Consider the following 23,247-nt stretch of genomic DNA (forward strand, 5'->3'; position numbering starts at 1 on the left):
TTGTTTTACGCACGTTTTCGATTGATGAAGAAGAAGATCGTGACCGCCGCAATCGAGAGCAGCAGGAACACGGTGGAGATCGCATTGATCTCAGGCGTCGTCGCGCGGCGGATCTGGCCGAGCATGTAGGTCGGCAGCGTATCCTGCCCGCCGGACTTGACGAATTCGGTGATGACGACGTCGTCGAGCGAGATCACGAAGGCCAGCATGAAGCCGGCGATGATACCCGGCCACAGCAGCGGCAATGTGACGAAACGGAAGGCCTTGAAGGGTGTGGCGTAGAGGTCGGCAGCCGCCCTTTCCAGCGTCATGTCCATATTCTCGAGCCGTGCCCGGACCGGCAGATAGGCGAACGGAATGCAGAATGCGGTATGGGCCGCGATGAGATAGCCAAGGCCGGAATAACCGGTCCAGATCTTGATCCGCGAGAAGAATATCAACAGCGCCACGGCGGTGACGATCTCAGGCACCATCAGCGGCAGGTTGAGGAAGGCATATTTCGCCGTCAGGCCGCGATAGCCTGTTGTCCTGGTTGTGGCGATGGCGGCGAGGGTGGCGGCGACCGTGGCGATCAGGGCGGCGATGACGGCGATCTGCAGCGAGCGGATCGAGGCGTCGATCACCTCGACATTGTTGACCGCCTTCTCGAACCAGCGAAGCGACAGGCCATCCCATTGGGAGAAGTTCTCGCCGGCATTGAAGGCGAAGATGACGAGCACGATGATCGGCAGGTAGAGCATGAAGAATGCGATCATCGCGATCGTGGTGAAGCCTTTCTGACGGCGGACATTGAAGCTCCTAGCCATGGCTGCGCTCTCCCGATCCGGCATTGCGGACATAGAAAAGCAGAGCGACCATGACGATCATCATCAGGGTGATCGAGATCGCCGAGCCGAGCGGCCAGTTTCGTCCCTGGCCGAATTGCAGCTCGATCAGGTTGCCGAGCATCATGTTCTTGCCGCCGCCGAGCACCGAGGGCGTGACATAGGCACCGAGCGACGGGATGAAGACGAGGATGGAGCCCGCGATCATTCCCGGCTTGACAAATGGAATGATGATCTTACGCAGAACCTGGAACGGCGTGGCATAGAGATCGTAGCCTGCTTCGACGAGCCGGAAATCGAGCTTTTCCATGCTGGCATAAAGCGGCAGCACCATCAGCGGCAGGTAGACATAGACCATGCCGGCGAGGATGGCACCATCGGTGAACAGCATCTGGATCGGTGACGAAATCACCCCGAGCTCGATCAGTGCCGTATTGACGAGGCCCTGGTTGCGGATGATCTCCAGCATCGCGAATGTGCGGATCAGGAGATTGGTCCAGAACGGAATGGTGATCAGGAAGACCCAGAGTTCGCGCGTGCGCTGCGGCCGTGTGGCGATGAAATACGCCGTAGGAAAACCGAGCACCAGTGCCAGGATCGTGGTCAGGACCGACAGCCTCAGCGAGCGCAGGAAGATCGAGAGATGCGCATCCGCGAGAGATAGTGTATCATCGAAAATATCGCGCTGGAGAAGCACGCTGACCCAGCCGTCGGTCGAACCCTTCCAGATGACATCGCCATAGGGGCCTGGGGTCAGGAAAGAATAGACGAGGACGACGAGCAGCGGACCGGTCGCGGCAAGCAGCACGATGAGAAGAGCGGGCGCCGAAAGCAGCCATCGATTGCGGACATCCCGCTTGGCCTCGTCCTCGATGATCTGTTGCTGCGGCGTCATGTCATGTCCTCAGCACGCGGATCGCGCCCTGCGGAAAAGTGATGCCGGCCGCGTCGCCCACGGCCTGCGATCCCTCTTCGCCTGGCCTGTTCTGCTGGCGGATGGTGAAGACCTCGCCATCGGCGAGCTTGACGTTGAAATAGGTGTCGGTGCCGAGATAGATGATATTGGTCAGCGAACCCGAAAGGATCGGCTCTTCGCCGCGTGCCGGGCTGGCAATCCGCGCATGCTCCGGGCGGACCATCACGGTAATCTCGTCGCCGCTTTTTGCGTTTTCCGGTGAGAGTGCGGAGAGTTTGGCACCGGCCGGCAGCGCGAGCGACGCCGTGCCGTTGTCGATGCCGGTGATCTTGCCCTTGAGGAAATTGGTCTCGCCGATGAAATCGGCGACGAAGCGGTTGGCCGGCGTATCATAGATCTCGCGAGGGCCGCCGACCTGCAGGATATTGCCCGACGACATGACTGCGATGCGGTCCGACATGGTGAGCGCTTCTTCCTGGTCGTGGGTGACGAATACGAAGGTAATGCCGGTTTCGGTCTGCAGGCGCTTGAGCTCGATCTGCATTTCCTTGCGCAGCTTGTAATCGAGCGCCGATAGCGGCTCGTCGAGCAGCAGCACTTTCGGCGCCGGCGCCAGTGCGCGGGCGAGTGCCACGCGCTGCTGTTGGCCGCCGGAGAGCTGGCTGGTCTGGCGCTTGGCATATTGCTCCATGCGTACGAGCTTGAGCATCTCGGCCACACGCGCATCGACATCAGCCTTCGGCTTGCCGAGCATCTTCAGCCCGAAGCCGATATTGTCGGCGACGGTCATGTGCGGGAAGAGCGCGTAACTCTGGAAGACCGTGTTGACCGGCCGCTTGTAGGGCGGCATGGCGGCGATATTTTCGCCATAGAGAAGCAACTCGCCCTCCTGGGGAAATTCGAAGCCGGCAATCAGGCGGAGAAGCGTGGTCTTGCCGCAACCGGAGGGGCCGAGGAGGGTGAAGAATTCATTCTGGCGGATGGCCAGATTGGCGCCGCTGACGGCGGCGATGCGATGTTCGCCATAGCCGTAGAATTTCGATACGCCGCGAATTTCAATCGCGTTGCTCGCTGTCATGCTGTTTGCTGTTCCCTGTTCTTGGCCGCTAGATGACCACAGGGAACCGCAATTGACAATCTGGATTCTGATTCGCCATTCAACAAAATTTCATAAGGCGAAAGATCCGGAAATCCGAAGCAAGGTTTCTAGTCGTCGGCAGGCCATGCGCCTTCGGGCCAGTCGCGATGTGCGTGGATCAGATGGAGAATTGTGATGGTGCGGTCGGAAATGGCGTAGGCGAGAATGTAGGACGTGCGCAGGATGAGTTTCTCGTAAGTGCCTTTGACGCGTCCGTGATGCCCGACGGCTGCTTCCGCCAGAAGCGCGACGGTGCGATCTATTCTGCCTCGCACGAGGCGTGCAGCACCCGGATCCTCGGCGGCGATGTAGCGAACGGCTGCTCGGAGGTCCTCACGCGCTGTGTCCGACCATACGACACGCCTCATTTGGTGTTCCGGCTCACTTCGGATTGAGCGATGATCTGGTCGATCTCATCCATGACCACATCATGGGCGGTCACCCGCCCTGCTGCCATATCGTCGAGGCCGCGCTGCACGCCGGCCACAATAGCAAGCTCACGTTCGACGTAATCGGCGATCGCCTCGCTTGCGAGAAAAGATTTGGTGCGCCGGGTGTGTTGAGCGAGTTCGGCCAGTTTCTCCTTGGTCGAACTGCTCAGCCGGATGGTCATGGTGTCAGTGGCTTGTGCTGTCATGTGTACATTGTAGCACATGGACGTGCTGGGGCAATCGCCAACTGTGGGTCGATCAGGATTCGAACGTAATTCGACCGCCGCAGATAACGGTGGACGGCCTGATTGCGTGGATATCTTCCGGGGCGACTGCTTCGATATCGCTGTCGAGGATCGTCACGTCGGCGAAATAGCCCGGCTTCAGCATGCCCTTCCGGTCTTCGGCGAATTCGGCGTAGGCGCCTTCGATCGTGTAGGCGGCGATGGCCTCCATCAGGGTGAAGCGCTGGTCAGGATCGGTCTCGGCCCATTTCTGGCGTGTTACCGCCGCCTGGATGCCATGCATCGGATCGATCGGTGAAACGGGCCAATCCGAGGCGAAGGGGATATGCGCACCGGCATCCTTCAGGGTTCGCCAGGCATAGGAATAGGGCCACCGGTCGCGGCCGATCATCGAGACGGTCGGTTCGAGCGGCAGGCCCATTGCGCCGGGCGGATGCGGCGGCTGCATGGAAGCGATGACGCCGAGTTCCCTGAAACGGTGGATGTCGGCGGGGTGGACGACCTCGATATGCTCGACACGATGGCGGCTGTCACGCGTGCCATTCGCTTCTCGTGCGGCTTCGTAGCCATCGAGCACGGCGCGGACGGCGCCATCGCCGATGGCGTGGACGGCGACCTGGAGACCGCGCCGGTCGATCTCGATCGCGGCCGCCTTCATCTCATCCGGGGTGAACAGGCTGTCGCCGCCGGTCGAATCCGGCTTGTTGGCATAGGGCTCGACCATGATTGCGGTCCAACTGTCGAGCACGCCGTCATAGAACATCTTGACCGTGCCGGAGCTGAGAAAGTCCGAATTGTATTTCTCGGCCATCTGGGAAGCCTTTTCCAGCATCGACAGCGGCATGAAGTTCTTGAGATGGAAGGGAATGCGGACGCGGAGCGGCAGGAAGCCGTCGCGCCTCTCGATCTCGGCGAGAAGTTCAAGCTGATAGAGATTGCCGTCCATGCATTGCAGCGAGGTGAAGCCGTGGCGGGCGCAGTAATCGAGCCCGCGGCGCATGACGGCGATATCTTTTTCGAATTCCGCACCTGCGGGATAAGGGGCCGGCTCGCCGCCGGTGGCGAGGCCGAGGCGATAGCGATCGAAGCCGGCGGCGAACTGGATCGGGCCGAAGGCCTCCATTTCCCGGAGTTCGCCATTGGCAAGGCCATCCTCGCCCATCACCACTTCGTTGCCGGGGCCGAGTTCCTTGCCATGCAGAAGGCCGGCCAGTTCCAGCGCCTTGGTATTGGCCCAGGCGGTGTGATGGTCGTGCGCGAAGATCGCGAAGGGGCGGTCTGGAATGATTCGGTCGAGATGGTGGCGGGTGACGCGCTCGCCCTCGCCAAGGATCGTGTAATCGGCGCCCTGGCCGAACAGCACGATCTCGTTCGGCATGCGCGCGGCATAGGCTTGCGCCGCATCCTTCAGGGCGTCGAAGCCCTGGATGCCGGAGAGATGAAGATGATCGAGTTCGGCCGAACCGGAGAAGAGGTGGAGATGGTTTTCCGAGAGGCCGGGCAGGACAGTGTTGCCGCCGGCGTCGATGACACGCGTGTCGGTCGTCTTCAGTGCCTCGACCTCCGCCCGGCCGCCGATCGCGGCGATCCTGCCGTCCTTGAGCAGCATTGCTTCGGCATGCGGATTGGCCGGGTCCATGGTGAGGATGCGGGCGTTGGTGATGAGGAGGGGCATGGGTCAACTCCGGGGTATTGCAAAGATCGTCTGTGGTATGATCGCTGAACGCCGCTCAATTCAAAGCAAGCGGCTTGCCGGCTGCTTCGAGTGTGGCTTTCAACAGGTTGTAAGGTAACAGCAGGGAAAGCGGCGCATCGTTGAGCGGAACGGCGCCATAGAGTCGGTACCATGCGGCGGCACCCTGGTCCTTGGCATCGATCATCATGGCTGTTCCACCCATCTCCACGGATGCCCGCATGCAGCGTATGGCCGCAGCCACAAGCAACTGGCCGCCCAGTCCCTTTCCATGCAGCGATTTGCTCACTGCCAGTCTTCCCAAGCGAAATCCTCCGACCGGATACCTTCCGCCTTTCGGGCGCGCGAGATCCGGTACGCGGTGAAATTCCACCTGCGCCGGGCTCAGGGTATAGAAGCCATGGATTGTGGTCCGATCCGCTGCATCAAGAGCGACATAGGTCTTGGAGACGCTGCTCTCATGGGCCTGCCGGGCATGCTGCGCAAGAAATGTGTTGAGATCCGTTTGCCCACAATCAAAGCCCTTGCGGTCGTGAATCTTTTCGATCGCAGCCTCGTTCCAGACGGGAAGGCTCATCGGTTGTCCGGCAGAGCTTTTGCGGCGGCGACGAGCCTTGTGTTCGGCCGAGGTGGATTATCGAGGAGATCGAGCCACAGTCGGGTGTCCCGTTCGGAAAGTGCGATATGTTCGGCGCGGTCGATCACGGCTTCGGCAGCCTCCAGAGCACTGCGCAGGATGAAATCCTTGAGGTCCGTCTGTTCGAGCGATGCCGCCCGCATGAGCCGAGCCTTCTCGCTTGCATCGATGCGCATTGCATAACGACTGTTTTCCACAGCAGGTCTGGGCATGGAAGTCTCCTGTACGCATTCAAAGTGTACAACAGGCTCCCGTTGTGGTCAAGACTTGCGCCACGCAAAGACGGCTTCAAATTCTAGGCAAATAGGTCCGGTAGTCGAAGTCCGACACCGTCCGCATGAAGGTAATCGCTTCCTTACGCTTCGTGTCGGCGAAAAGCTTCTGATACTGCTTGCCGAAAATATCGCCGATGAATTCCGAGGCGGCGAATTCCTCCACTGCGGTGAGGAAATCATGCGTCAGGCGTTGGGGCTTTTCGGGACCGCCGGCGGGATTGGTGTCCGGGCCGGGATCGAGAGTATCTTCCAAACCGAGCAGCATGCCACCGAGCATGGCGGCGAGCAGGAAATAGGGGTTGGCGTCGGCGCCGGCGACGCGGTGCTCGACGCGGGCGGCGGGGCCATCCTTGTCAGGAATGCGGATGGCGGTGCCGCGATTGCCGAAGCCCCAGGTCACATCGACCGGCGCAAAGGAACCGGGCTGGAAGCGGCGGTAGGAATTGGCGAAGGGCGCGAAGATGAGTTGGGCTTCCCGCATCGTCTTCAGCATACCCGCGGTGACGGATTTCAGCAGGACCGGATCGCAGCCCTTGGCATCGAGCACATTGACGCCGTGCTTGTCGATCAGACTCGCATGCACATGCAGGCCGGAGCCCGCCTGGTCCGAATAGGGCTTGGCCATGCAGGTGGATTTCAGCCCGAATTTTCGCGCGGCCTGCTCGACGACGCGCTTGAGATAGATGCAGTCATCGGCGGCGGCGAGCGCATCCGGCCGGTGGTTGAGGTTGATCTCGAACTGCCCGGCGCCGAATTCTGCCGTCGTCGCATCGGCGGGCAGGCCCATTGCGTTGCAATAGGCGCGCACGGTCTGGAGGTATGCGCTCATATTGTCGACGGCATCCATCTCGTAGAGCTGGAAGCCGTTCTTGTCGCCCATGCAGGTCAGCGAGGAGGGCGGCATGGGAATGCCGGTCTCACGGCTCTTGCCATCCATCACATAGAATTCGAGTTCGGTGGCGACAACGGGCGTCAGGCCACGCTCCGCATAGCGCTCGAGCACCCGCGCGAGCATGCCGCGCGGATCGCAGAAATGCCGTTCACCTTCCAGCGTGTGCATGGTCGCCAGAACCTGGCTGGAGCCGGCCGGCGCCCAGGGCATGGCCACGTGGCTGCGCTTGTCGGGGATCACAGCTCCATCGGGATCGCCGAGGGTCAGCGAAATGCCCGTCAGGTCGTCGTTGTCATCACCCCAGATATCGAGCGACTGGGTCGATGCGGGAAGGCGCGTGGCGCCCGACCAGACCTTCTTTTCGGCATCGAGCGGCAGTTGCTTGCCGCGCAGTCGGCCGTTCATATCGACCAGCAGGATTTCGATGCGCGGCGGCAGGGAGGCGTCGAGTGTGGTCTCGGCCTGTATGTTGTCATTCATGATGTGAAATGGCTCACTTTTTGAGATTTTTCGGCGCGGGAGGCAAATTTTCGCCGGTCCCTTGCCAAAATGATCGGGCAAGGTCATTTTCGTAGCCGAATTCAAGCCGCCTTTCAATCAGGCAGAACGGACCGCCAATCGTGGTGGACCGGCAGCAGAATGCGGCGTGGGGGAGAGCAAGAATGTCAGAAACGTCCGTCGCCCTGTCCAATCTCGGCGCCATCGACGCGGCCCATCATATTCATCCGTTCAGCAATATGTCGAAGCTGAACGCAGGCGGTAGCCGCATCATCGAGCGCGCCGAAGGTTCGACGATCTGGGATTCGAAGGGCAAGAAGTATCTCGATGCTTTCGCCGGTCTCTGGTGCGTCAATATCGGCTATGGCCGCAAGGAAATCGCCGAAGCCGTCGCGGCGCAGATGAACGAACTGCCCTATTACAACCTGTTCTTCGGCACGACGACGCCGCCGGCAGCCCTGCTGGCGCAGAAGATCACCTCGCATACCGACGGCAAGCTCAACAAAGTGTTTTTCACCGGCTCCGGCTCCGAGGCTACCGATACGTGGTTCCGCATGGCGCGTGTTTACTGGGCGGCGAAGGGTCAGCCATCGAAGAAGCAGATCATCGCCCGCAAGAATGGCTATCACGGCTCGACGGTCGCCGGTGCCAGCCTCGGCGGCATGAAATACATGCACGAGCAGGGTGCGCTGCCGATCGAGGGCATCCACCACATCGGCCAGCCGCACTGGTATGCCGAGGGCGGTGACATGACGCCGGAGGAATTCGGGCTGAAGGTGGCGCGCGAACTCGAGGCTAAGATCGACGAACTGGGCGAAGAGAATATCGCGGCCTTTGTCGCCGAGCCGATCCAGGGCGCGGGTGGCGTCATCGTGCCGCCGGACAGCTACTGGCCGGAGATCGTCCGGATCTGCAAGGCGCGCAACATATTGCTGGTCGCCGACGAGGTGATCTGCGGTTTTGGCCGCACCGGCAATTGGTTCGGCCACCAGCACTACGGCTTCGTGCCCGATATGGCGCCGGTCGCCAAGGGCTTGTCCTCCGGTTACCTGCCGATCGGCGGCGTGCTGGTCAGCGATCGTGTGGCCGATGTCATCATGGCCGACGATTTCAACCACGGCTACACCTATTCCGGCCATCCGGTCTGCGCCGTGGCGGCGCTCGAAAACCTTCGTATCATCGAGGAGGAAAAGCTGGTCGAGCGGGTGCGCGAAGATATCGGCCCATATCTCGCCAAGGGGCTGGCCACGCTGCTCGATCACGACATCGTCGGTGACGTGCAGTCGGTCGGCCTGATGGCGGCTGTGCAGATGGCCAAGAACAAGAAGACGCGAGAGCGGTTCGAGAAACCCGACGACGTCGGCACGCTGGTGCGCAATCATTGCGTCGAGGCAGGGCTGATCATGCGGGCAACGGGCGACCGGATGCTGGCCTCGCCGCCGCTGATCATCACCCATGAGGAAGTGGATTTCATGATCAGGACGCTGCGCGGCGCGTTGGATGCGGCGTGGATGGAATTGAAGTAAGTTTAATAGAGACCCCGCCCCGAAACCCCTCCCCACAAGGGGGAGGGGCCAACTTGCCGCGCTACCTTTACCCCCTCTCCAGTCCCTTCACTTGCTGAAGGGTCGCTTGAGGCAAGGCAGTGCTACGGGTTAGCCCCTCCCCCTTGTGGGGAGGGGTTGGGGCGGGGTCTTGTTTTTGAAAAAGCATTGAGGGAAGCGCATGAAATTCATCCACGTGACCGACCTGCACCTGGTGCCGGAAGGGGAGGTCCTATGGGGTCTCAAGCCGATCGAGCAGCTTGATGCCTGCCTGGCAGATATCGCGCAGCATCATCCGGATGCATCTTTTGTCGCGATTACGGGTGATCTAGCTGAGCGGGGCGAGATCGCGGCCTACCAGCTTCTGCAGCGCCGCCTAGAGGATTTTCCACTGCCTGTGCCGCTGATGCTCGGCAACCACGACGACCGCGTCAATTTCAAGTCGGTTTTCTCGGACGCGACGCTCGATCACGGCGGCTTCGTGCAGCAGGTGCGTGAAGAGCACGGCGGCGTCTTCATGTTTCTCGATACGCTCAAAGGGCCGCCGTCGTCGGCAGGGCTTTATACCGAAGAGCGCAGGCAATGGCTGGCGCAACAACTCGACAAGGCGGGTGGCAGGCCGGTCTATCTCTTCATGCATCACCCGCCATTTTCAATTGCGCATGAACTCATGGACACGATCATGCTCGACGATCCCGAGGAGTTCGCGGCACTGTTGCAGGGTCACGACGTCAGGCATATCTTCTTCGGCCACGGGCATCGGGCAGTCAGCGGTGTGTGGCGCGGCATCAGCTTTTCGGCGCTGCCCTCGCTCAATCACCAGCTTCCACTCGTCGGGGGTTCGGTGGAGACGGTCTATTCGCACGAACCGCCGGCTTACGCGGTGGTCCATGTGACGGGTGAGGGGATCATCGTGCACAACGATGCCTTCCTTGATCGCAAACCCGCCGTCATGCCTGAAGATGCCGAGCGCGGCACCTGGTATTGATCAAGCGCTTTACAACCCTGACGTTTCGGCTCTAAACTCTTCTCCGATATCCGGAGGGCGGGACTTATGGGGCTGAAAATTCTGCTTGCCGGCGAGTCCTGGACATCGCTCGGGCTGCATCTCAAGGGGTTCTCGATCTATACGACCGGAGGCTACGAGGAGGGTGGCAAGCCGTTGATCGAGGCGCTTGAGAAGCAAGGCCACGCGGTCACTTATATCCCCAATCATCTCGTGCCATCCCAATTTCCGAACAGCGTCGACGGATTGTCTGGCTATGACGTAATCGTGCTTTCCGACATCGGCGCGGACACGTTCCTGCTGCATCCCGATACACTGACCAAATCGCTCCGTCGCCCGAATACGCTGAAGGTGATGGCGGAATATGTCGCGAATGGCGGCGGGTTGCTGATGGTCGGCGGCTTCATGAGCTTTTCCGGCTTCGGCGGCAATGCCTGCTATCACAACACTGTCTTCGCCGATGTGTTGCCGGTGACGATGCTCGGCCATGACGATCGTGTGGAGTGCCCGGAAGGAATCAATCCGGCGGTTGCCGGGGATCATGCCATTCTCTCCGGCACGGGTCGCGCTTGGCCGCATTTCCTGGGCTACCAGCGGCTGATTGCCAAGCCCGGCACCGAGACCTTGCTGAAGGCCAGCGACGATCCGTTCCTTGTCCTTGGTTCTCACGGCGAAGGTCGCGTCGCAGCTTTCGCGTCGGATTGTTCGCCGCATTGGGGCTCGCCGGAATTCGTCGGCTGGGAGCACTATTCCCGCTTCTGGTCGCAATTGGCGAGCTGGCTCGCGGCGAACCGTTGAGAGATCGCAGTGCATTCCTTCATGAACCGATGCAATGGCATGATCTGCATGCCGATGCCGCCAACGCACAGGAGATGAAATGGCCAAGTTTCAATATACAGATCTGGCAGGCGGACCTATCGGCCTGGGAAGTCTCTATTCCACCGGCGCGTCCATGGACCTCGGAAGCCATGGCAAGTCGAAGGCGAGCTATCTCGACGAAGTCACCGGCAACCGGTTGATATTTTTCGGGGAAGACCTGAAGTTCAAAGGCGAACGCATGACGGGTGGGACGATCGACAAGATCGAGATGACCGATCATGATGGCAATGAATTTATCATCGTCACCAATGCTGACTACAAAGCGGCGACGCTGGGCAAGTATCTTTTGGCCGACGATCTCGCGGCGTTTTTTCACCATTTCTTCCTGGGCGACGACAAGATACTGGGCAGCAACGCCAATGACTATCTCATTGGCGCGGCAAATGACGATGTGATCAACGGAAAAGGTGGCGACGATCAGATATTCGGCGTCGGCGGCCGCGATACGCTGACTGGAGGCACGGGTTCCGACCTGTTCATTTTCAGTAGCTTGAGCGGGGTGGATATCATCACCGACTTCGATGCCGATGGTACCGACCAGGACCGTATCGAGACGCAACTCGATGTTCTTCAGATCAATCAGGCTGGAGCCCACACGATCATCGAATTCGAAAACGGCGGCATCATCAAGCTGCTCAACGTGGATGCAACGACCATCGTTGTTGGTGAGGATATAATCTAGCGAAGCCGCTTCACCGAGCCACGCTCCATCAGCGTGACCGGAAGCCGGATTCGGGGTGCGGACATGTCGCCCTCCATGCGCTTGCGCAGCAGTTCGAAACCGATCCGGCCGATCTCGTCGACGGATTGGCGGATGGCGGTCACGGGCGGGTCGAACAGCGCCATCGGCCCAACATCGTCGAAGGTGATGATGGAAATATCTTCTCCCAGGCGGAGCCCCCGGGTCTTTGCTTCCTCGACCATGCCATAGGTGATTTCGTCGCTGCCGACGAAGATGGCGGTGGCCTTGGGAAATCGTTCGAGAATCTCGGCCATCGCCTGGCGGCCATAGGCTGCCGTATAGTGACCGAGAAGCTCGCCAGCGAGCGTTGCGCCGGATGCTTCGATCGCTTCGGTGAAGCCCTGCGCGCGTTCGCGCGAGGTCATGATGTTGCGCGGGCCGCCGACATAGACGACGTTGCGATGACCGGCTTCGAGGAAATGCCGCGCGGCGAGTTGGGCGCCCTGGATATTGTCGGAGAAGACTTTCGGCACGTCGGTGCCTTCGACATCCTCATCCATGACCACGATGTTGCGGCTGGCATTGATCGCGCGCGCCAGAGCCTGATTCTCGTCCTGGTGATTGGTGGTGAAAAGCAGGCCATCGACATGGTTTCGTCTCAGGCGCTCGATGTAATCCAGCTCGCGGCTCTGGCGGTTGACGCTCGAGCAAAGCATGAGGCCGAGACCCGCCTGGCCGGCATGATGCTCGACGGCGGCGGCGAGCTTGGCAAAGAAGGGGTTGGCGACATCTGGCACCACGAGCCCGATCGTGTCGGATCGTCCGCGACTGAGGCTGCGGGCATGCGGGTTGGGGCGATAGTTAAGTGCGGCGATCGCGGCGTCGATGCGGTCCGAGGTTTCCTGCGGCAGATTAAGCGAGCCGTTCAGATAGCGCGAAACGGTGGCGGGCGAGAGCTTCGCCGCGCGCGCAACATCCTGCAATGACGGTGGCTTCGTCATGTTTCCCCTCGTAAGCCTTCATAACAGTTCACGGCGAAGATGCCAGAGCGGCAGTATGTTATCCGCTTTACTCTTTCTGGCGGCAGATGGAAGGAATTGGAGCGCGGTCCTCAATTCGGCGGCAGAACTTTACCGGGGTTGAGGATACCGTGCGGATCGAGTGCCTTCTTGATCGACCACATCAGCGCCAGTTCCTCGGGGCTGCGGGAATGGCCGAGAAAATCGCGCTTGAGAAGGCCGATGCCATGCTCGGCGGAGATGGAGCCTGCGAACTGCTTCACCACGCCATAGGTGATCGCATCGATGCTATGCAAGGTCGCATCGTCGGCCGGCCCGACCGAGACCGCGATATGCAGGTTGCTGTCACCCATATGGCCGAAGAAGGCGATATGGGCATCGGGATATTTTTCGCGTAGTGCCGCTTCGCACGTATCGGCGAAATCGCCCAACTGGCCGACCGCGATTGAGACGTCGAAATTGATGAGGCCTTGCAGGCGGTCATAGGCGGCGCCCTCGCGTATGGTCCAGAACCGGCGGCTCTCCTTCTCCGACTGGGCGATGAGGGCGTCTTCGATCAAACCCTCCTCGAACATCGTGCCGAGGAAGGTTTCGAGGTTCTCGGTATCTGGCGTTCCCGATTGCTCGACGATCGCCACGAAGGGATGGCTACGATCGAACAGGGTGAGGCCCTCGCCCTTGCTGCTGAAGGAAAAATAGCTGTCCCACATGATCTCGAAGGCGGAGAGACCGACAAGCCCCGCCTGCGCGCGTTTGAGCAGGGTGACAGCGTGCTCATATTTCGAGAGCGCAACCAGCGCGGTCGCCCTGCCCGACGGCAGCGGCTGGAGGCGAATGACGGCGCGGGTGATGACACCGAGCGTGCCTTCGGAGCCGATGAAGAGCTGCTTGAGATCGTAGCCGGTATTGTTCTTGCGGAGGCGGTTCATCGAGGAGATCACGGTGCCATTGGCGAGGACGGCTTCGAGCCCCAGGATATTGTCGCGCGTGACGCCGTGGCGGATCACGCGGATACCGCCGGCATTTGTTGCGATATTGCCGCCGATCTGGCAGGAGCCGCGCGCGCCGAGATCGATGGGCAGCAGAAAGCCGGCTTCTTCAGCTGCTTTCTGGGTGGTTTCGAGTACCGTGCCGGCGAGCAGGGTCATCGTGCCGGCGTCGGTGTCGATATCCTCGATGCCCGAAAGGCGGTCGAGTGCGATTACAACGTCACTGCGTTCCGGATTGGCGCCGCCGGCTAGGCCGGTCATGCCGCCCTGGACCGTCACCGGCCAGCGATAGGCATCGCAGGCACGCAGGGCGATACCAACCTGTTCCACCGTGGCGGGCCTGACATAGAGCCAGGGCAGGCTGCGACCGGACAGGCTCGCATCGCTCCGCGCTTTCTCGGGGATGCCGTCGCCACGCAGAAGCACCGTGTCGTCGAGCAGTTGGGATAAAACGGCAAGAAGCTCGTCCTGCGCACGGCTCATTGCTGGTTACTCCGGCTGATGCAGAAACGTGTGAAGATCGGCGAGGCGCTGGCAGCCGAGCTGCGACAGGGTGCCCGCCAATTCCAGCTTCAGCACATCGATCAGATGTGCCGGGCCATCGTCGCCGATCGCCGCCACTGAAAAGATGAACGGCCGGCCCATGAAGACGTAGTCGGCGCCAAGCGCGATCATCCGGGCGATATCGAGGCCGGAGCGCACGCCGCCATCGGCCATGACAAGCGCATCCGGCCCAAGGCGCTTGCGGACCAGCGGCAGCATCGAGACTGAGGAGGGTGCCGCATCGAGCTGACGGCCGCCATGGTTGGAGACGATGATGCCATCCGCACCCATGGCCATGTAGGCCGCGGCTTCCTCGGGGTCGAGCACGCCCTTGACGATGACTTTACCCGGCCACTGGTCGCGGATCTGCTTGAAGCGGTCTGATGTTATGTGGTTAGACAGGACCGAGCCGAGGAAATCGTAGAATTCCTTGATCGATTGTCCCTTGGGCGCATAGAGCTCGAGATTCTCGAAATGCGGAATGCCGTGGCGGGCGAGGCGAAGCAGCCAGTGCGGGCGCATGGCGGCGTGGAAAACCGTGCGGGCATCGAATTGCGGCGGCACCGACAGGCCGTTGCGGATGTCCTTGTCCCGGCGCGTCACGGCCGGGATATCGACGGTGACGACGAGGACCTCGTAGCCGGCGCGCTTGGCCCGCTCGATCATGTCGGTTTCCATCCTGGCGTCGTTCGGCGGATAGAGCTGGAACCAGCCCATCGGGCCGGAATGCAGCTTCATCTTCTCAAGGCTCTGGGTGGCATGTGTCGAGAGGATATGCAGCACATTATGCGCCTGCGCCGCTTTCGCGATCGGCGGTTCGCAACCCGGCCATTGCAGGCCTGCCAAGCCGACGGGCGCCACGCCGAAGGGGGCCGAAAGCGTCTGGCCGAAGATCGCGGTGGTGATGTCGGGGCTGGGCGCTGCGCTCAGATAGCGCGGCATGAACATGATCTTCTGCAGGTCGTCGCTGTTGCGGCGGACATTTTCCTCCATGCCGATGCCGCCGGTCATGTAGTCCCAGGCAAAGGCCGGTATACGCCACCGGGCCTTCGCCTTCATATGCGGTATCGAGGGAAACCGCTTCTGTATATTCGCCAACTCGTCCTCCGCGACGCTTACGCAGCCTCGCGACGGAGGGCCTGCGCCATGCAATGAATGCCGCCGCCAGTCTTGGAAATCTCAGCCGTATCGACGGCGGCGACTTCGAAGCCGCGCGCCTTCAACTGCTCGATCAACGTCTTCGACGAGGTCGGTGCGATGATCTTGTCATTGCCGAGAGACATGAAATTGCAGCCGAGCGCCATCGTATCCTGGAAGGGCACATCGACGATATCATGGCCTTTGTCCTTAAGCCAAGTGACGATCGCGGGGTCGGTACAATCGAGGCAGACCGCCGTCAGCTTCGGCGCGATCGGCACGACCATCAGGTCGATATGGACATAATATTCGTCGATGAAGGCGAGGCGGGTTTCCCAGCCTTCCTTGTCGAACCATTCCTTGACCTGGCGGGCGCCCTCCTCGTTGGTGCGGGCGCCGCCGCAACCGATCAACACCACGCCGTCCTCGATGACGTTGAAATCGCCGCCTTCGAACGTGCCGGCAGTGACCATGTCGTAGATCGGGATGCCGAGTTTCTCATAGGTGCGGATCGCGGCATAGTTCTCGCCGCGCCGCCACCACTGCGCCATGGCGGTGATGATGGCGCCATAGGGCGTCATGACCGAGGAGTCGCGGGAATAGACCTGCATCGGCAGTTCCGGGGTCGGCTCATGCCAGTGGATGCGGACACCGAAATGCTCATAGGCCGAGACCAACTCCTTGTGCTGGGCTTGGGCGGTCTGGATGTTGCAGGGGTTTTCGCGCAGATGCTTGCGCGAGAGCGACGAGGTCGCGAGATGCCGGAGATAAGCGGGCGATCCGAGCAGGACATCGGTCAGCGTGTCGGTCTCGTTGGCAAAGCCCCAGCCTTCCAGGCGCTTGGTGCCGCCCTTGGGGTTGCGGCGCTGGAGCGAGAAGGGCTCTTGGGATGCGAAGGCGCTCTGGATGTTCATGGCGGTTTCTCCGTTAAGGCAGGAATTGCTCGATCAGGAATTGGGTTGCGTGGGTATCCACCAGTCCCGGCCACGCTGCGTGGTGACATATTCGGGCCAGCGGAAATGAATTGGTGGGTCGTAATCGCAAAGCGGCGGAATCCATTTCGATCCACCGATGCCGCCGCCGGTGCGGGTTTCGAATTCGTCGCGGGCGGCCTTGCGGGCTTCGGCATCTTCCATCAGGCGAAGCGCCGAGAAAGCCAGCACTTTCGCAGCCGTCGTCACCATCGGATCGATCGTTGCCGGGATGCCGCCGAGTGCATTCATCACCCAACCGGGATAGCGATAGCCTGACGGCGCCTTGAGCGCGGGCCGGGCAATGTAGAACCGGGCAAGCGGGGTATGCCAGCTCATGTCGGTGTAGTCGTCCGAGGTGGAATTGAGCTGCGATGGTGGCAGGTCGCGGCGCAGAATCGCCTCGGCCTCCTTCGGATCGACCAACGCTGTCATCTCGTCGATGAACGGCTCAGTCATCGGCTCGAGGCCGAGATTGGACTGAATTTCACGCGCCTTGGCCTTGGCCTCTTCGTCCCAAACGGGGGCGCCGACGGCCTGCAGCGAATCCCAGACCACATTCGCCATGGCATGGTTGGCGAGACCGGGCCTCGATTTGCAGACCCAGTGGCGCTCATAGCGGCAGCCGGACATCTGCGCGGCATTCCAGGCGTTGCGGTCGAGGAAAGCGGTTGCCTGCTCGGCCATGGCGAGATCGGGCATGCGCATCATGTACTGGATTTCGGCCAAGCCCGCTGGCAGGTTGTCGGCGGTCGCCTGGCCGGCGGTGAGGATCGCCTCGCTGACCGACCAGCCGCCCTGATGCGGCAGCATGGAATCGCGGAGCGCCTTGGATGACATATACATCATCATGAGCGCATCGTTGGCGCCGGGTGCGCGGATGGCCGAATGCGATTGCGGGATCGGCGCGCCGTCGCTTTTGCCCCACTCCTCGGGCTGGTCGCAGATGAAGCGGTAGATCATCGAATAGGCGGCGCCGCAATGCGTGTCCCAGCGGACGGTGTTGCACATCGGCAGCATGTAGAACGGATGGAAGGAGAGCATGCCGTCGAGGCCGTCGTAATAACCCTTGGCTGCGTGGATGGGCTTGGAGCCGCGTACTTTCTCGGCCGGTTCGCCGGTGAAGCGCAAGGTGCCGGTGACGCCGTGGCGCTCCATGGCGGCCTTGGTGGCGAGCAATCCGCCGAGCGCGCCGATGCCGAGGCCGGAATGCGGATCGGTATGACCGCCCGCATGTGCGTTGAGGCCGGCGCGGGGTTCCTTGCGCGTCGATGCCGCCTGGCAGTTGCCGGGCACGGCGTCATATTCGGCATACATGCCGACCGAGGGACCAGGGCCATTGGTCCAGTGCGCGGCAAAGGCCGTGGGCATGCCCGCCGAGCCTTCCTCGACCGTAAATCCATGGGAACGCAGGGTTTTCACGTACCAATCCACCGATTGATATTCGCGCCAGGCCGTCTCGCCGAAGTCGAAAATCGTCGCGGTCCAGGCCGAGAGATCGGACCTGATCGCGTCGATATGCTTGGCTGCATGGCGCTGGGCGGCCGAGATCGGCATGGGACATTCTCCTCGTCGCCGGGGAGTACACCGCAGATCGCGCATTCGAAAAAGTGAAATCTTTTCCCAGTGCCCGCAAATTTGGTTCACCAATGCTCAAAATATGTTTAGCCTCAGACCCTCCAGGAGGACTTCCATGAAGCGAATTCCATCGACCCAGGCGCTGCGTGCGCTCGACAGCTTCACCCGCCATGGTTCGGTGTGGAAGGCGGCGGATGAACTCAATCTCACCCGCAGCGCGGTGAGCCACCAGCTCAGGCTGCTCGAGCGGGATCTCGGTTTCCAGTTGCTCAACCGGATCGGCACCAAGATCGAGCTGACGGAGCAGGGGATGGGCTATGCGCTCGACGTGCGCAAGGCGCTCAACACGATTGCGGGTTCTGCAGTGCGGCACGCCAATCGCGGCGTGTCGGGCTCCATCAATGTCTGCTGCACGCCGGGCTTTGCGTCGAGCTGGCTGTGTAGCCACATATCGAGTTTTCGCGAGACGCACCCCGATGTGCGGCTGTCGATCTCGACGCCTATGCGGCTCGATGATGTCTCCAATCCGGATGTCGACGTCTTCATCGCGTTCGGCACGGGATACTGGCCGGATATGCAAGTGGAACTGCTGGTTGAGGTCGAATTCACGCCGCTTTGCAGCCCCGTGCTGATCAACAAGTCGCTGGGCCTGTCGGATCCCTCGGATATCAAGAAGACCTGCCTGCTGCATCTTGTCGATGACGACGACTGGGAGGAGTGGCTGACGATCGCCGACGTCGATCCGTCGTTCGCGCAGACTGGGATCGTCTTCTCCGACATGAACCTCGTCTATTCGGCCGCCATGTCGGCGCAGGGGATTGCGATGGGAGACGAATTCATCTGCCGGACTGCCATGGCGACGGGGCAACTGGTCCGGCCGTTCGATATTAACATCAAGTCCAAGCGCTCCTATTACCTCGTCGTTTCCGAAGCCAAGGCGGACAACAAGACGGTCATGGCCTTCAGCGATTGGCTGAAGGAAGAGGTGATGAAAAATGAGGCGGCGCCGATCAAGGCTTGACCAGTTTCACCCGGCAAAGGTGAATGGAATTTGTCGAGTTGGTGAAAAGATTTCGTTTGTACGGCTCTCGTTTCGCCCATAGGCTAAGCTCAATAATAAGGGAACGGCCATGCAGACCAAGAATAGGGCGGCCGAACTGGACGCCCGGGGAATTGGCAAGACTTACGGCGATTTTCACGCACTGGACGATGTCTCCCTGACGATCGGCCGGGGCGAATTTCTGACGCTTCTCGGACCTTCCGGCTCGGGCAAGACGACGTTTCTGATGATCCTCGCCGGCTTCGTCAACGCCACATCGGGTTCACTGACCAAGGACGGCGCCGACATAACGCATCTGCCGGCCGAGAAGCGCGCCTTCGGCATGGTGTTCCAGGGTTATGCGCTGTTCCCCCACATGTCGGTCGAGAAGAACATAGCCTTTCCGCTGCAGGTGCAGGGCCGCAATATCAAGGACATCAAGAAGAAGGTCGACAATATCGTCGATCGTGTCGGGTTGCGCGAGCATGCCACCAAGCGTCCCGCCGACCTTTCGGGAGGCCAGCAGCAGCGCGTGGCGCTGGCCCGTGCGCTGGTGTTCGAACCGTCCGTGCTGCTGCTCGACGAACCATTTTCGGCGCTCGACAAGAACCTGCGCGGCTCGATGCAGGAGGAAGTCCGCCGTCTGCATCAGGAGACCGGCACGACCTTTGTTTTCGTGACCCACGACCAGTCGGAGGCCCTGGCGCTTTCGACGCGCGTCGCGATCTTCAATAAGGGCAAGCTGCAGCAGGTCGATACACCGAAGGCCGTCTACGAGCATCCGGCCAATCGTTTCGTTGCCGAATTTCTCGGCGATATCAATATCTTCGATCTCAAGGACACCAAGCTCTCGGGCGAGCTTGCGGAATGCCGCTTCGAGGACAGGGTCATCCGTGCCTCGAATGCGGCCGGCAGTCCGACAAATCACTTCGCCATCCGCCCCGAGCATATGGTCCTCTCGAGCGCCGAGCCGGCCAATTGCAACGCGCTGGCCGCCGATATCGAGGACGTGACCTATCTCGGCGCCGCGACGCGATTCGCGCTGAAGACGCCGGGTGGCAAGGGACTGACGCTTGAAATGCCGACCCGCGAGACGGGGCCGGATTTCGCGAAAGGAAAAAGAGTTTGGGCAAGCTGGGCGCCGGATCAAGGATTTTTCCTCTGACGCCCAAGAAAGCCTGAAGCAGACTGGGAATGACGACAAACAACAAAAATAGAGGAGAACGACATGTCCATGGAATTCGAAAAGGAAACCCTCGAGATTCTCTCGAAGAAGGTCGATAACGGCCAGCTGTCACGCCGCCGTTTCACGCAGATTGCCGCCATGCTGATCGGCGGCGCGCCGCTGGCTCTCAAGGCCAAGGGTGCTTGGGCTGCGGCCAACGAACTGGTCTTCGTCAACTGGGGCGGCGATGCCATGACCGCCTATGACGAGGCCTATGGCAAGCCGTTCCTGGCCGAGGCCGGCGTGACGGTCAAGCAGGACGGCTCCGGCCCGACCGAAGGCGCGATCGCCGCCCAGGTCGAAAGTGGCAAGCCGAGCTGGGACATCGTCGATGCCGATCCGTTCTCGGCGCAGGCGCTCGGCAAAAAGGGGCTGATGGAGCCGATCGACTACAATATCGTCGACAAGGGCAAATTCCGCCCGGGCTTCGGCTGGGAATATGCCGCCTCGACCTATTTCTTCTCCTACATCATTGCCTACGATTCCTCGAAGTTCGGCGACAAGGTGCCGACCGGCATGGCGGATTTCTTCGACGTGGAGAAGTTCCCCGGCAAGCGCTCGCTCTACAAGTGGGGCGCGGGCATGTGGGAAGCAGCGCTGCTCGCCGATGGCGTGGCCCCTGACAAGCTCTACCCGCTCGACCTCAAGCGGGCGCACGACAAGATCGCGGCCTTCAAGGACAATGTCGTCTCCTATTGGGGCGGCGGTGCGGAAAGCCAGTCGGTTCTGCTCAACGGCGAAGCCTCGATGGCGCTGATCTGGTCGACGCGTGCCGGCCTGATCGAGAAGGATTCCGGCGGTTCGATCAAGTTCATCTGGGACCAGGGCCTGATTTCGCCGGGCGCCATGGGCGTGCTCAAGGGCAATCCCGGCGGCAAGGACAATGCGATGAAGTTCATCGCTTCCGCGCAGGACCCCAAGAAACAGCTCGTGATGTTCGAGAAGCTCGGACAGGGTCCGGCCAATCCGGCGGCCGACGCGCTGGTTCCGGCGGATCAGAAGCACCTCAATCCGGTCGATCCGGAGAACATGAGCAAGCAGATCGCGCTTGATATGGCCTGGTATGAGACCAATTACGGTCCCGCGCTGGACGAGTATACGAAGATCATCGCGGCTTGATGTGAGGCAAGGGGTGAGTTCGAGATTCACCCCTCACCAACTTCGGCCAAGGGCTCGCAAGCTCGCCCGGCCTGCGTATCCTCTCCCACAAGGGGAGAGGTAAACCCGTTGCGCTGCCTTCGCTTCAAGCTAAGGCGGTGCTTGTGGCACCTCTACCTCTCCCCTTGTGGGAGAGGATAGCAAGTCCGCGTGAGCAGCTGGCGAACGCATGGACGCGCTTGGTGAGGGGTAAATTTTCTATCGAGACCAAGAACAGAGAAAGGAGGCCAAGACATGCGATCGGATTATCTCAAGCCAGCACTGCTGCTCGGCCCCCTGATGCTGTTCCTGCTACTCGCCTACGCAATTCCGTTCCTCGGCGTCGTGCGCTGGAGCGTGACGCTACCGGAACTTGGCGTCGCCAATTACGGCCGGGCGGTTAGCGATCCGCTGATCATCTCCGTCTTCATCCGCACCTTCCGGATCTGCTTCTTCGTCACCATTCTCGCCGTAGCCATGGCCTACATCATCGCGCTCGTCTGGGTGCGGGGTTCGCCGACGCAGCGGCTGATCGCCGAGCTTTGCATCCTCATCCCGTTCTGGATTTCGGTTCTGACGCGCGCCTTCGGCTGGGTGGCGCTGCTTTCCAATCGTGGCCTGATCAACACCTGGCTGACGCAACTCGGCGTGATTGCCGAGCCGCTGACCATGGTGCGCAACGAACTCGGCGTCGTGCTTGGCATGACACATTTCCTCATTCCATTCGCTGTGTTCCCGATCGCGTCCGCCATGCGCAGCCTCGACGAGCGCGTGCTGCTCGCCGCGCGCGGCATGGGGGCATCGCGGATGCGGACCTTCTGGCAGATATTCCTGCCGATGACCGCCCCGGGTATTCTCGGTGCCGCGATCATGGTGTTCGTCTTTTCGCTCGGCTTCTTCATCACGCCGGCCATTCTCGGTGGCGGCCGCAGCGTCATGGCGGCGGAACTCATCTATCTCCGGCTGTTCCAGAGCCCGGACTGGGGCCTGGGCGCTGCGATCAGCGTGCTGATGATGCTGATTGTCGGGTTGCTGCTGGCATTGCTGATGCGTTACGCCAAGCCGGGCGGGATGGTGAAGTGATGGAAAAGCCGAGCCCGATCGCCATTCTACTTGCCGCCGTGGTTGCAATCTTCCTGCTGCTGCCGCTGTTTGCCGTCATTCCGGTGTCGTTCACCCCGGCGCGGTTCCTGTCGATGCCATCAGGCAACTGGTCGGTTCGCCACTACATGGCGCTGATCGAAAATCCCGCCTGGTTGCAGGCGACCTGGCTGTCGATCAGGATCGCGGTCCTGAGTTCGGCGATTTCGACGGCGCTGGCTTTGGCCTTCAGCCTGGGAATGTGGATGTACCGGCCGCTTTATCCGGGTGCTTTTTACGGTTTTGTGTTGCTGCCAATGGTGGCGCCGCCCGTCGTCTCCGCGATCACCCTCTATTTCTTTCTGACTTCGCTTTCCAAGGTCAATGACGTGATTGGCTATGACACGGTGGTCGGCGTGGCGATCGCGCATGCGGTGATGATCGCACCCTTTGCGGTGGTGTTGATCACGGTGGCGCTGGCCCAGGTCGATCGCCGGATCGATCTTGCCGCGCGCGGCTTCGGCGCCAGCATGACGCAGCGGATTTTCCGGGTGATCCTGCCGAACATAAAGTTCGGTGTTTTCACTGCGGCCTTCCTCGCATTCGTTCTCTCCTGGGAGGAGATCGGCGTGACGCTGTTCATAACTTCGGTGAACGCGGTGACGCTGCCGCGCATGATGTGGATGGGGCTGCGTGACAATATCGATCCGGCGATTGCCGCCATTTCGGTGGTGCTGATCGTGCTTGTGATCGCCGCGATCGTCGGCAAGACGGTGATTTCCACCCTGGCTTCGAAAAAGGCCTGACGCGCGGCTGGACAATTCCCAGATAAATTATACGTTTGTAGAATTAAAAGAATCGACGGGAGC

Annotated in this window: 23 protein-coding genes; 9 read left to right on the forward strand and 14 right to left on the reverse strand. The window is 60.9% G+C overall.

Annotation, left to right across the window (positions count from 1 at the left end):
- Positions 1-5: 5 nt before the first annotated feature.
- From ACSQ26_RS28450 to ACSQ26_RS28490, 9 genes are all read right to left on the reverse strand, one after another.
- On the reverse strand, positions 6-806 hold the full coding sequence (locus ACSQ26_RS28450) for an ABC transporter permease (RefSeq protein WP_436014955.1): 801 nt from the start codon (positions 804-806) through the stop codon (positions 6-8).
- Entirely contained in the window at positions 799-1,719 is a 921-nt protein-coding gene (locus tag ACSQ26_RS28455) for an ABC transporter permease (protein ID WP_436014957.1), read from the reverse strand. The genes ACSQ26_RS28450 and ACSQ26_RS28455 overlap by 8 nt, the downstream gene beginning before the upstream one ends.
- 1 nt (position 1,720) lies before the next feature.
- On the reverse strand, positions 1,721-2,818 hold the full coding sequence (locus ACSQ26_RS28460) for an ABC transporter ATP-binding protein (RefSeq protein ID WP_436014959.1): 1,098 nt from the start codon (positions 2,816-2,818) through the stop codon (positions 1,721-1,723).
- Positions 2,819-2,946: 128 nt separating this feature from the next.
- A complete protein-coding gene (locus ACSQ26_RS28465) occupies positions 2,947-3,246 on the reverse strand; it encodes a type II toxin-antitoxin system RelE/ParE family toxin (RefSeq protein WP_436014961.1) in 300 nt (99 codons plus the stop codon).
- The gene (locus ACSQ26_RS28470; protein ID WP_436014963.1) at positions 3,243-3,515 is read right to left on the reverse strand and encodes a CopG family ribbon-helix-helix protein; all 273 of its coding nucleotides are present in this window, start codon (positions 3,513-3,515) and stop codon (positions 3,243-3,245) included. The genes ACSQ26_RS28465 and ACSQ26_RS28470 overlap by 4 nt, the downstream gene beginning before the upstream one ends.
- Before the next feature lie 52 nt (positions 3,516-3,567).
- Positions 3,568-5,229: an amidohydrolase gene (locus tag ACSQ26_RS28475; RefSeq protein WP_436014965.1), complete on the reverse strand. Its 1,662-nt coding sequence runs from the start codon at positions 5,227-5,229 to the stop codon at positions 3,568-3,570.
- A gap of 55 nt (positions 5,230-5,284) precedes the next feature.
- Positions 5,285-5,824: a GNAT family N-acetyltransferase gene (locus tag ACSQ26_RS28480; RefSeq protein ID WP_436014967.1), complete on the reverse strand. Its 540-nt coding sequence runs from the start codon at positions 5,822-5,824 to the stop codon at positions 5,285-5,287.
- A complete protein-coding gene (locus ACSQ26_RS28485) occupies positions 5,821-6,096 on the reverse strand; it encodes a DUF1778 domain-containing protein (protein WP_436014969.1) in 276 nt (91 codons plus the stop codon). Before ACSQ26_RS28485 ends, ACSQ26_RS28480 begins: the two co-directional genes overlap by 4 nt.
- Positions 6,097-6,172: 76 nt before the next feature.
- Positions 6,173-7,531, reverse strand: coding sequence for a glutamine synthetase family protein (locus tag ACSQ26_RS28490; RefSeq protein ID WP_436014971.1), 1,359 nt, complete (start codon positions 7,529-7,531; stop codon positions 6,173-6,175).
- 182 nt (positions 7,532-7,713) lie between these two features.
- Here ACSQ26_RS28490 and ACSQ26_RS28495 point away from each other — a divergent pair, with 182 nt between their 5' ends.
- The 4 genes from ACSQ26_RS28495 to ACSQ26_RS28510 all read left to right on the forward strand — a co-directional run bounded on the left by ACSQ26_RS28495 (position 7,714) and on the right by ACSQ26_RS28510 (position 11,660).
- Positions 7,714-9,075, forward strand: a complete 1,362-nt coding sequence (locus ACSQ26_RS28495) for an aspartate aminotransferase family protein (protein WP_436014973.1) — start codon at positions 7,714-7,716, stop codon at positions 9,073-9,075.
- Between the two features lie 199 nt (positions 9,076-9,274).
- Positions 9,275-10,081 (forward strand): phosphodiesterase, encoded by an 807-nt coding sequence (locus ACSQ26_RS28500; protein ID WP_436014975.1) that lies wholly within the window; start codon positions 9,275-9,277, stop codon positions 10,079-10,081.
- A 66-nt stretch (positions 10,082-10,147) separates the two neighbouring features.
- Positions 10,148-10,897 carry a glutamine amidotransferase gene (locus ACSQ26_RS28505; RefSeq protein ID WP_436014977.1) on the forward strand — a complete coding sequence of 250 codons (750 nt, stop codon included), beginning with the start codon at positions 10,148-10,150 and terminating at the stop codon, positions 10,895-10,897.
- Positions 10,898-10,976: 79 nt separating this feature from the next.
- On the forward strand, positions 10,977-11,660 hold the full coding sequence (locus tag ACSQ26_RS28510; RefSeq protein ID WP_436014979.1) for a hypothetical protein: 684 nt from the start codon (positions 10,977-10,979) through the stop codon (positions 11,658-11,660).
- On the opposite strand, the gene ACSQ26_RS28515 is transcribed toward ACSQ26_RS28510, so the two are convergent.
- The 5 genes from ACSQ26_RS28515 to ACSQ26_RS28535 all read right to left on the reverse strand — a co-directional run bounded on the left by ACSQ26_RS28515 (position 11,657) and on the right by ACSQ26_RS28535 (position 17,876).
- On the reverse strand, positions 11,657-12,661 hold the full coding sequence (locus tag ACSQ26_RS28515; protein WP_436014981.1) for a LacI family DNA-binding transcriptional regulator: 1,005 nt from the start codon (positions 12,659-12,661) through the stop codon (positions 11,657-11,659). The two genes, ACSQ26_RS28510 and ACSQ26_RS28515, sit on opposite strands and share 4 nt — an antisense overlap.
- 110 nt (positions 12,662-12,771) lie before the next feature.
- Positions 12,772-14,151, reverse strand: coding sequence for an FAD-binding oxidoreductase (locus ACSQ26_RS28520; RefSeq protein WP_436014983.1), 1,380 nt, complete (start codon positions 14,149-14,151; stop codon positions 12,772-12,774).
- A 6-nt stretch (positions 14,152-14,157) separates the two neighbouring features.
- Positions 14,158-15,309: an alpha-hydroxy acid oxidase gene (locus tag ACSQ26_RS28525; RefSeq protein ID WP_436014985.1), complete on the reverse strand. Its 1,152-nt coding sequence runs from the start codon at positions 15,307-15,309 to the stop codon at positions 14,158-14,160.
- A gap of 17 nt (positions 15,310-15,326) precedes the next feature.
- A complete protein-coding gene (locus ACSQ26_RS28530) occupies positions 15,327-16,262 on the reverse strand; it encodes a dimethylarginine dimethylaminohydrolase family protein (RefSeq protein ID WP_436014987.1) in 936 nt (311 codons plus the stop codon).
- Positions 16,263-16,295: 33 nt separating this feature from the next.
- Complete coding sequence (locus ACSQ26_RS28535) at positions 16,296-17,876, reverse strand: amidohydrolase (protein ID WP_436014989.1); 1,581 nt, start codon at positions 17,874-17,876, stop codon at positions 16,296-16,298.
- A gap of 136 nt (positions 17,877-18,012) precedes the next feature.
- On the opposite strand from ACSQ26_RS28535, the gene ACSQ26_RS28540 reads away from it, so the two are divergent.
- The 5 genes from ACSQ26_RS28540 (at position 18,013) to ACSQ26_RS28560 (ending at position 23,184) form a co-directional block, all read left to right on the forward strand.
- Positions 18,013-18,918, forward strand: coding sequence for a LysR substrate-binding domain-containing protein (locus ACSQ26_RS28540; protein WP_436014991.1), 906 nt, complete (start codon positions 18,013-18,015; stop codon positions 18,916-18,918).
- Between the two features lie 109 nt (positions 18,919-19,027).
- Positions 19,028-20,101: an ABC transporter ATP-binding protein gene (locus tag ACSQ26_RS28545; RefSeq protein WP_436014993.1), complete on the forward strand. Its 1,074-nt coding sequence runs from the start codon at positions 19,028-19,030 to the stop codon at positions 20,099-20,101.
- Between the two features lie 63 nt (positions 20,102-20,164).
- Positions 20,165-21,280 carry an ABC transporter substrate-binding protein gene (locus ACSQ26_RS28550; protein WP_436014995.1) on the forward strand — a complete coding sequence of 372 codons (1,116 nt, stop codon included), beginning with the start codon at positions 20,165-20,167 and terminating at the stop codon, positions 21,278-21,280.
- A 273-nt stretch (positions 21,281-21,553) separates the two neighbouring features.
- Positions 21,554-22,381 carry an ABC transporter permease gene (locus tag ACSQ26_RS28555; RefSeq protein ID WP_436014997.1) on the forward strand — a complete coding sequence of 276 codons (828 nt, stop codon included), beginning with the start codon at positions 21,554-21,556 and terminating at the stop codon, positions 22,379-22,381.
- On the forward strand, positions 22,381-23,184 hold the full coding sequence (locus tag ACSQ26_RS28560; protein ID WP_258158498.1) for an ABC transporter permease: 804 nt from the start codon (positions 22,381-22,383) through the stop codon (positions 23,182-23,184). Before ACSQ26_RS28555 ends, ACSQ26_RS28560 begins: the two co-directional genes overlap by 1 nt.
- Positions 23,185-23,247: the final 63 nt, after the last annotated feature.

The organism is Rhizobium sp. LjRoot254 (assembly GCF_964254105.1).
Taxonomy (GTDB): domain Bacteria; phylum Pseudomonadota; class Alphaproteobacteria; order Rhizobiales; family Rhizobiaceae; genus Rhizobium_E.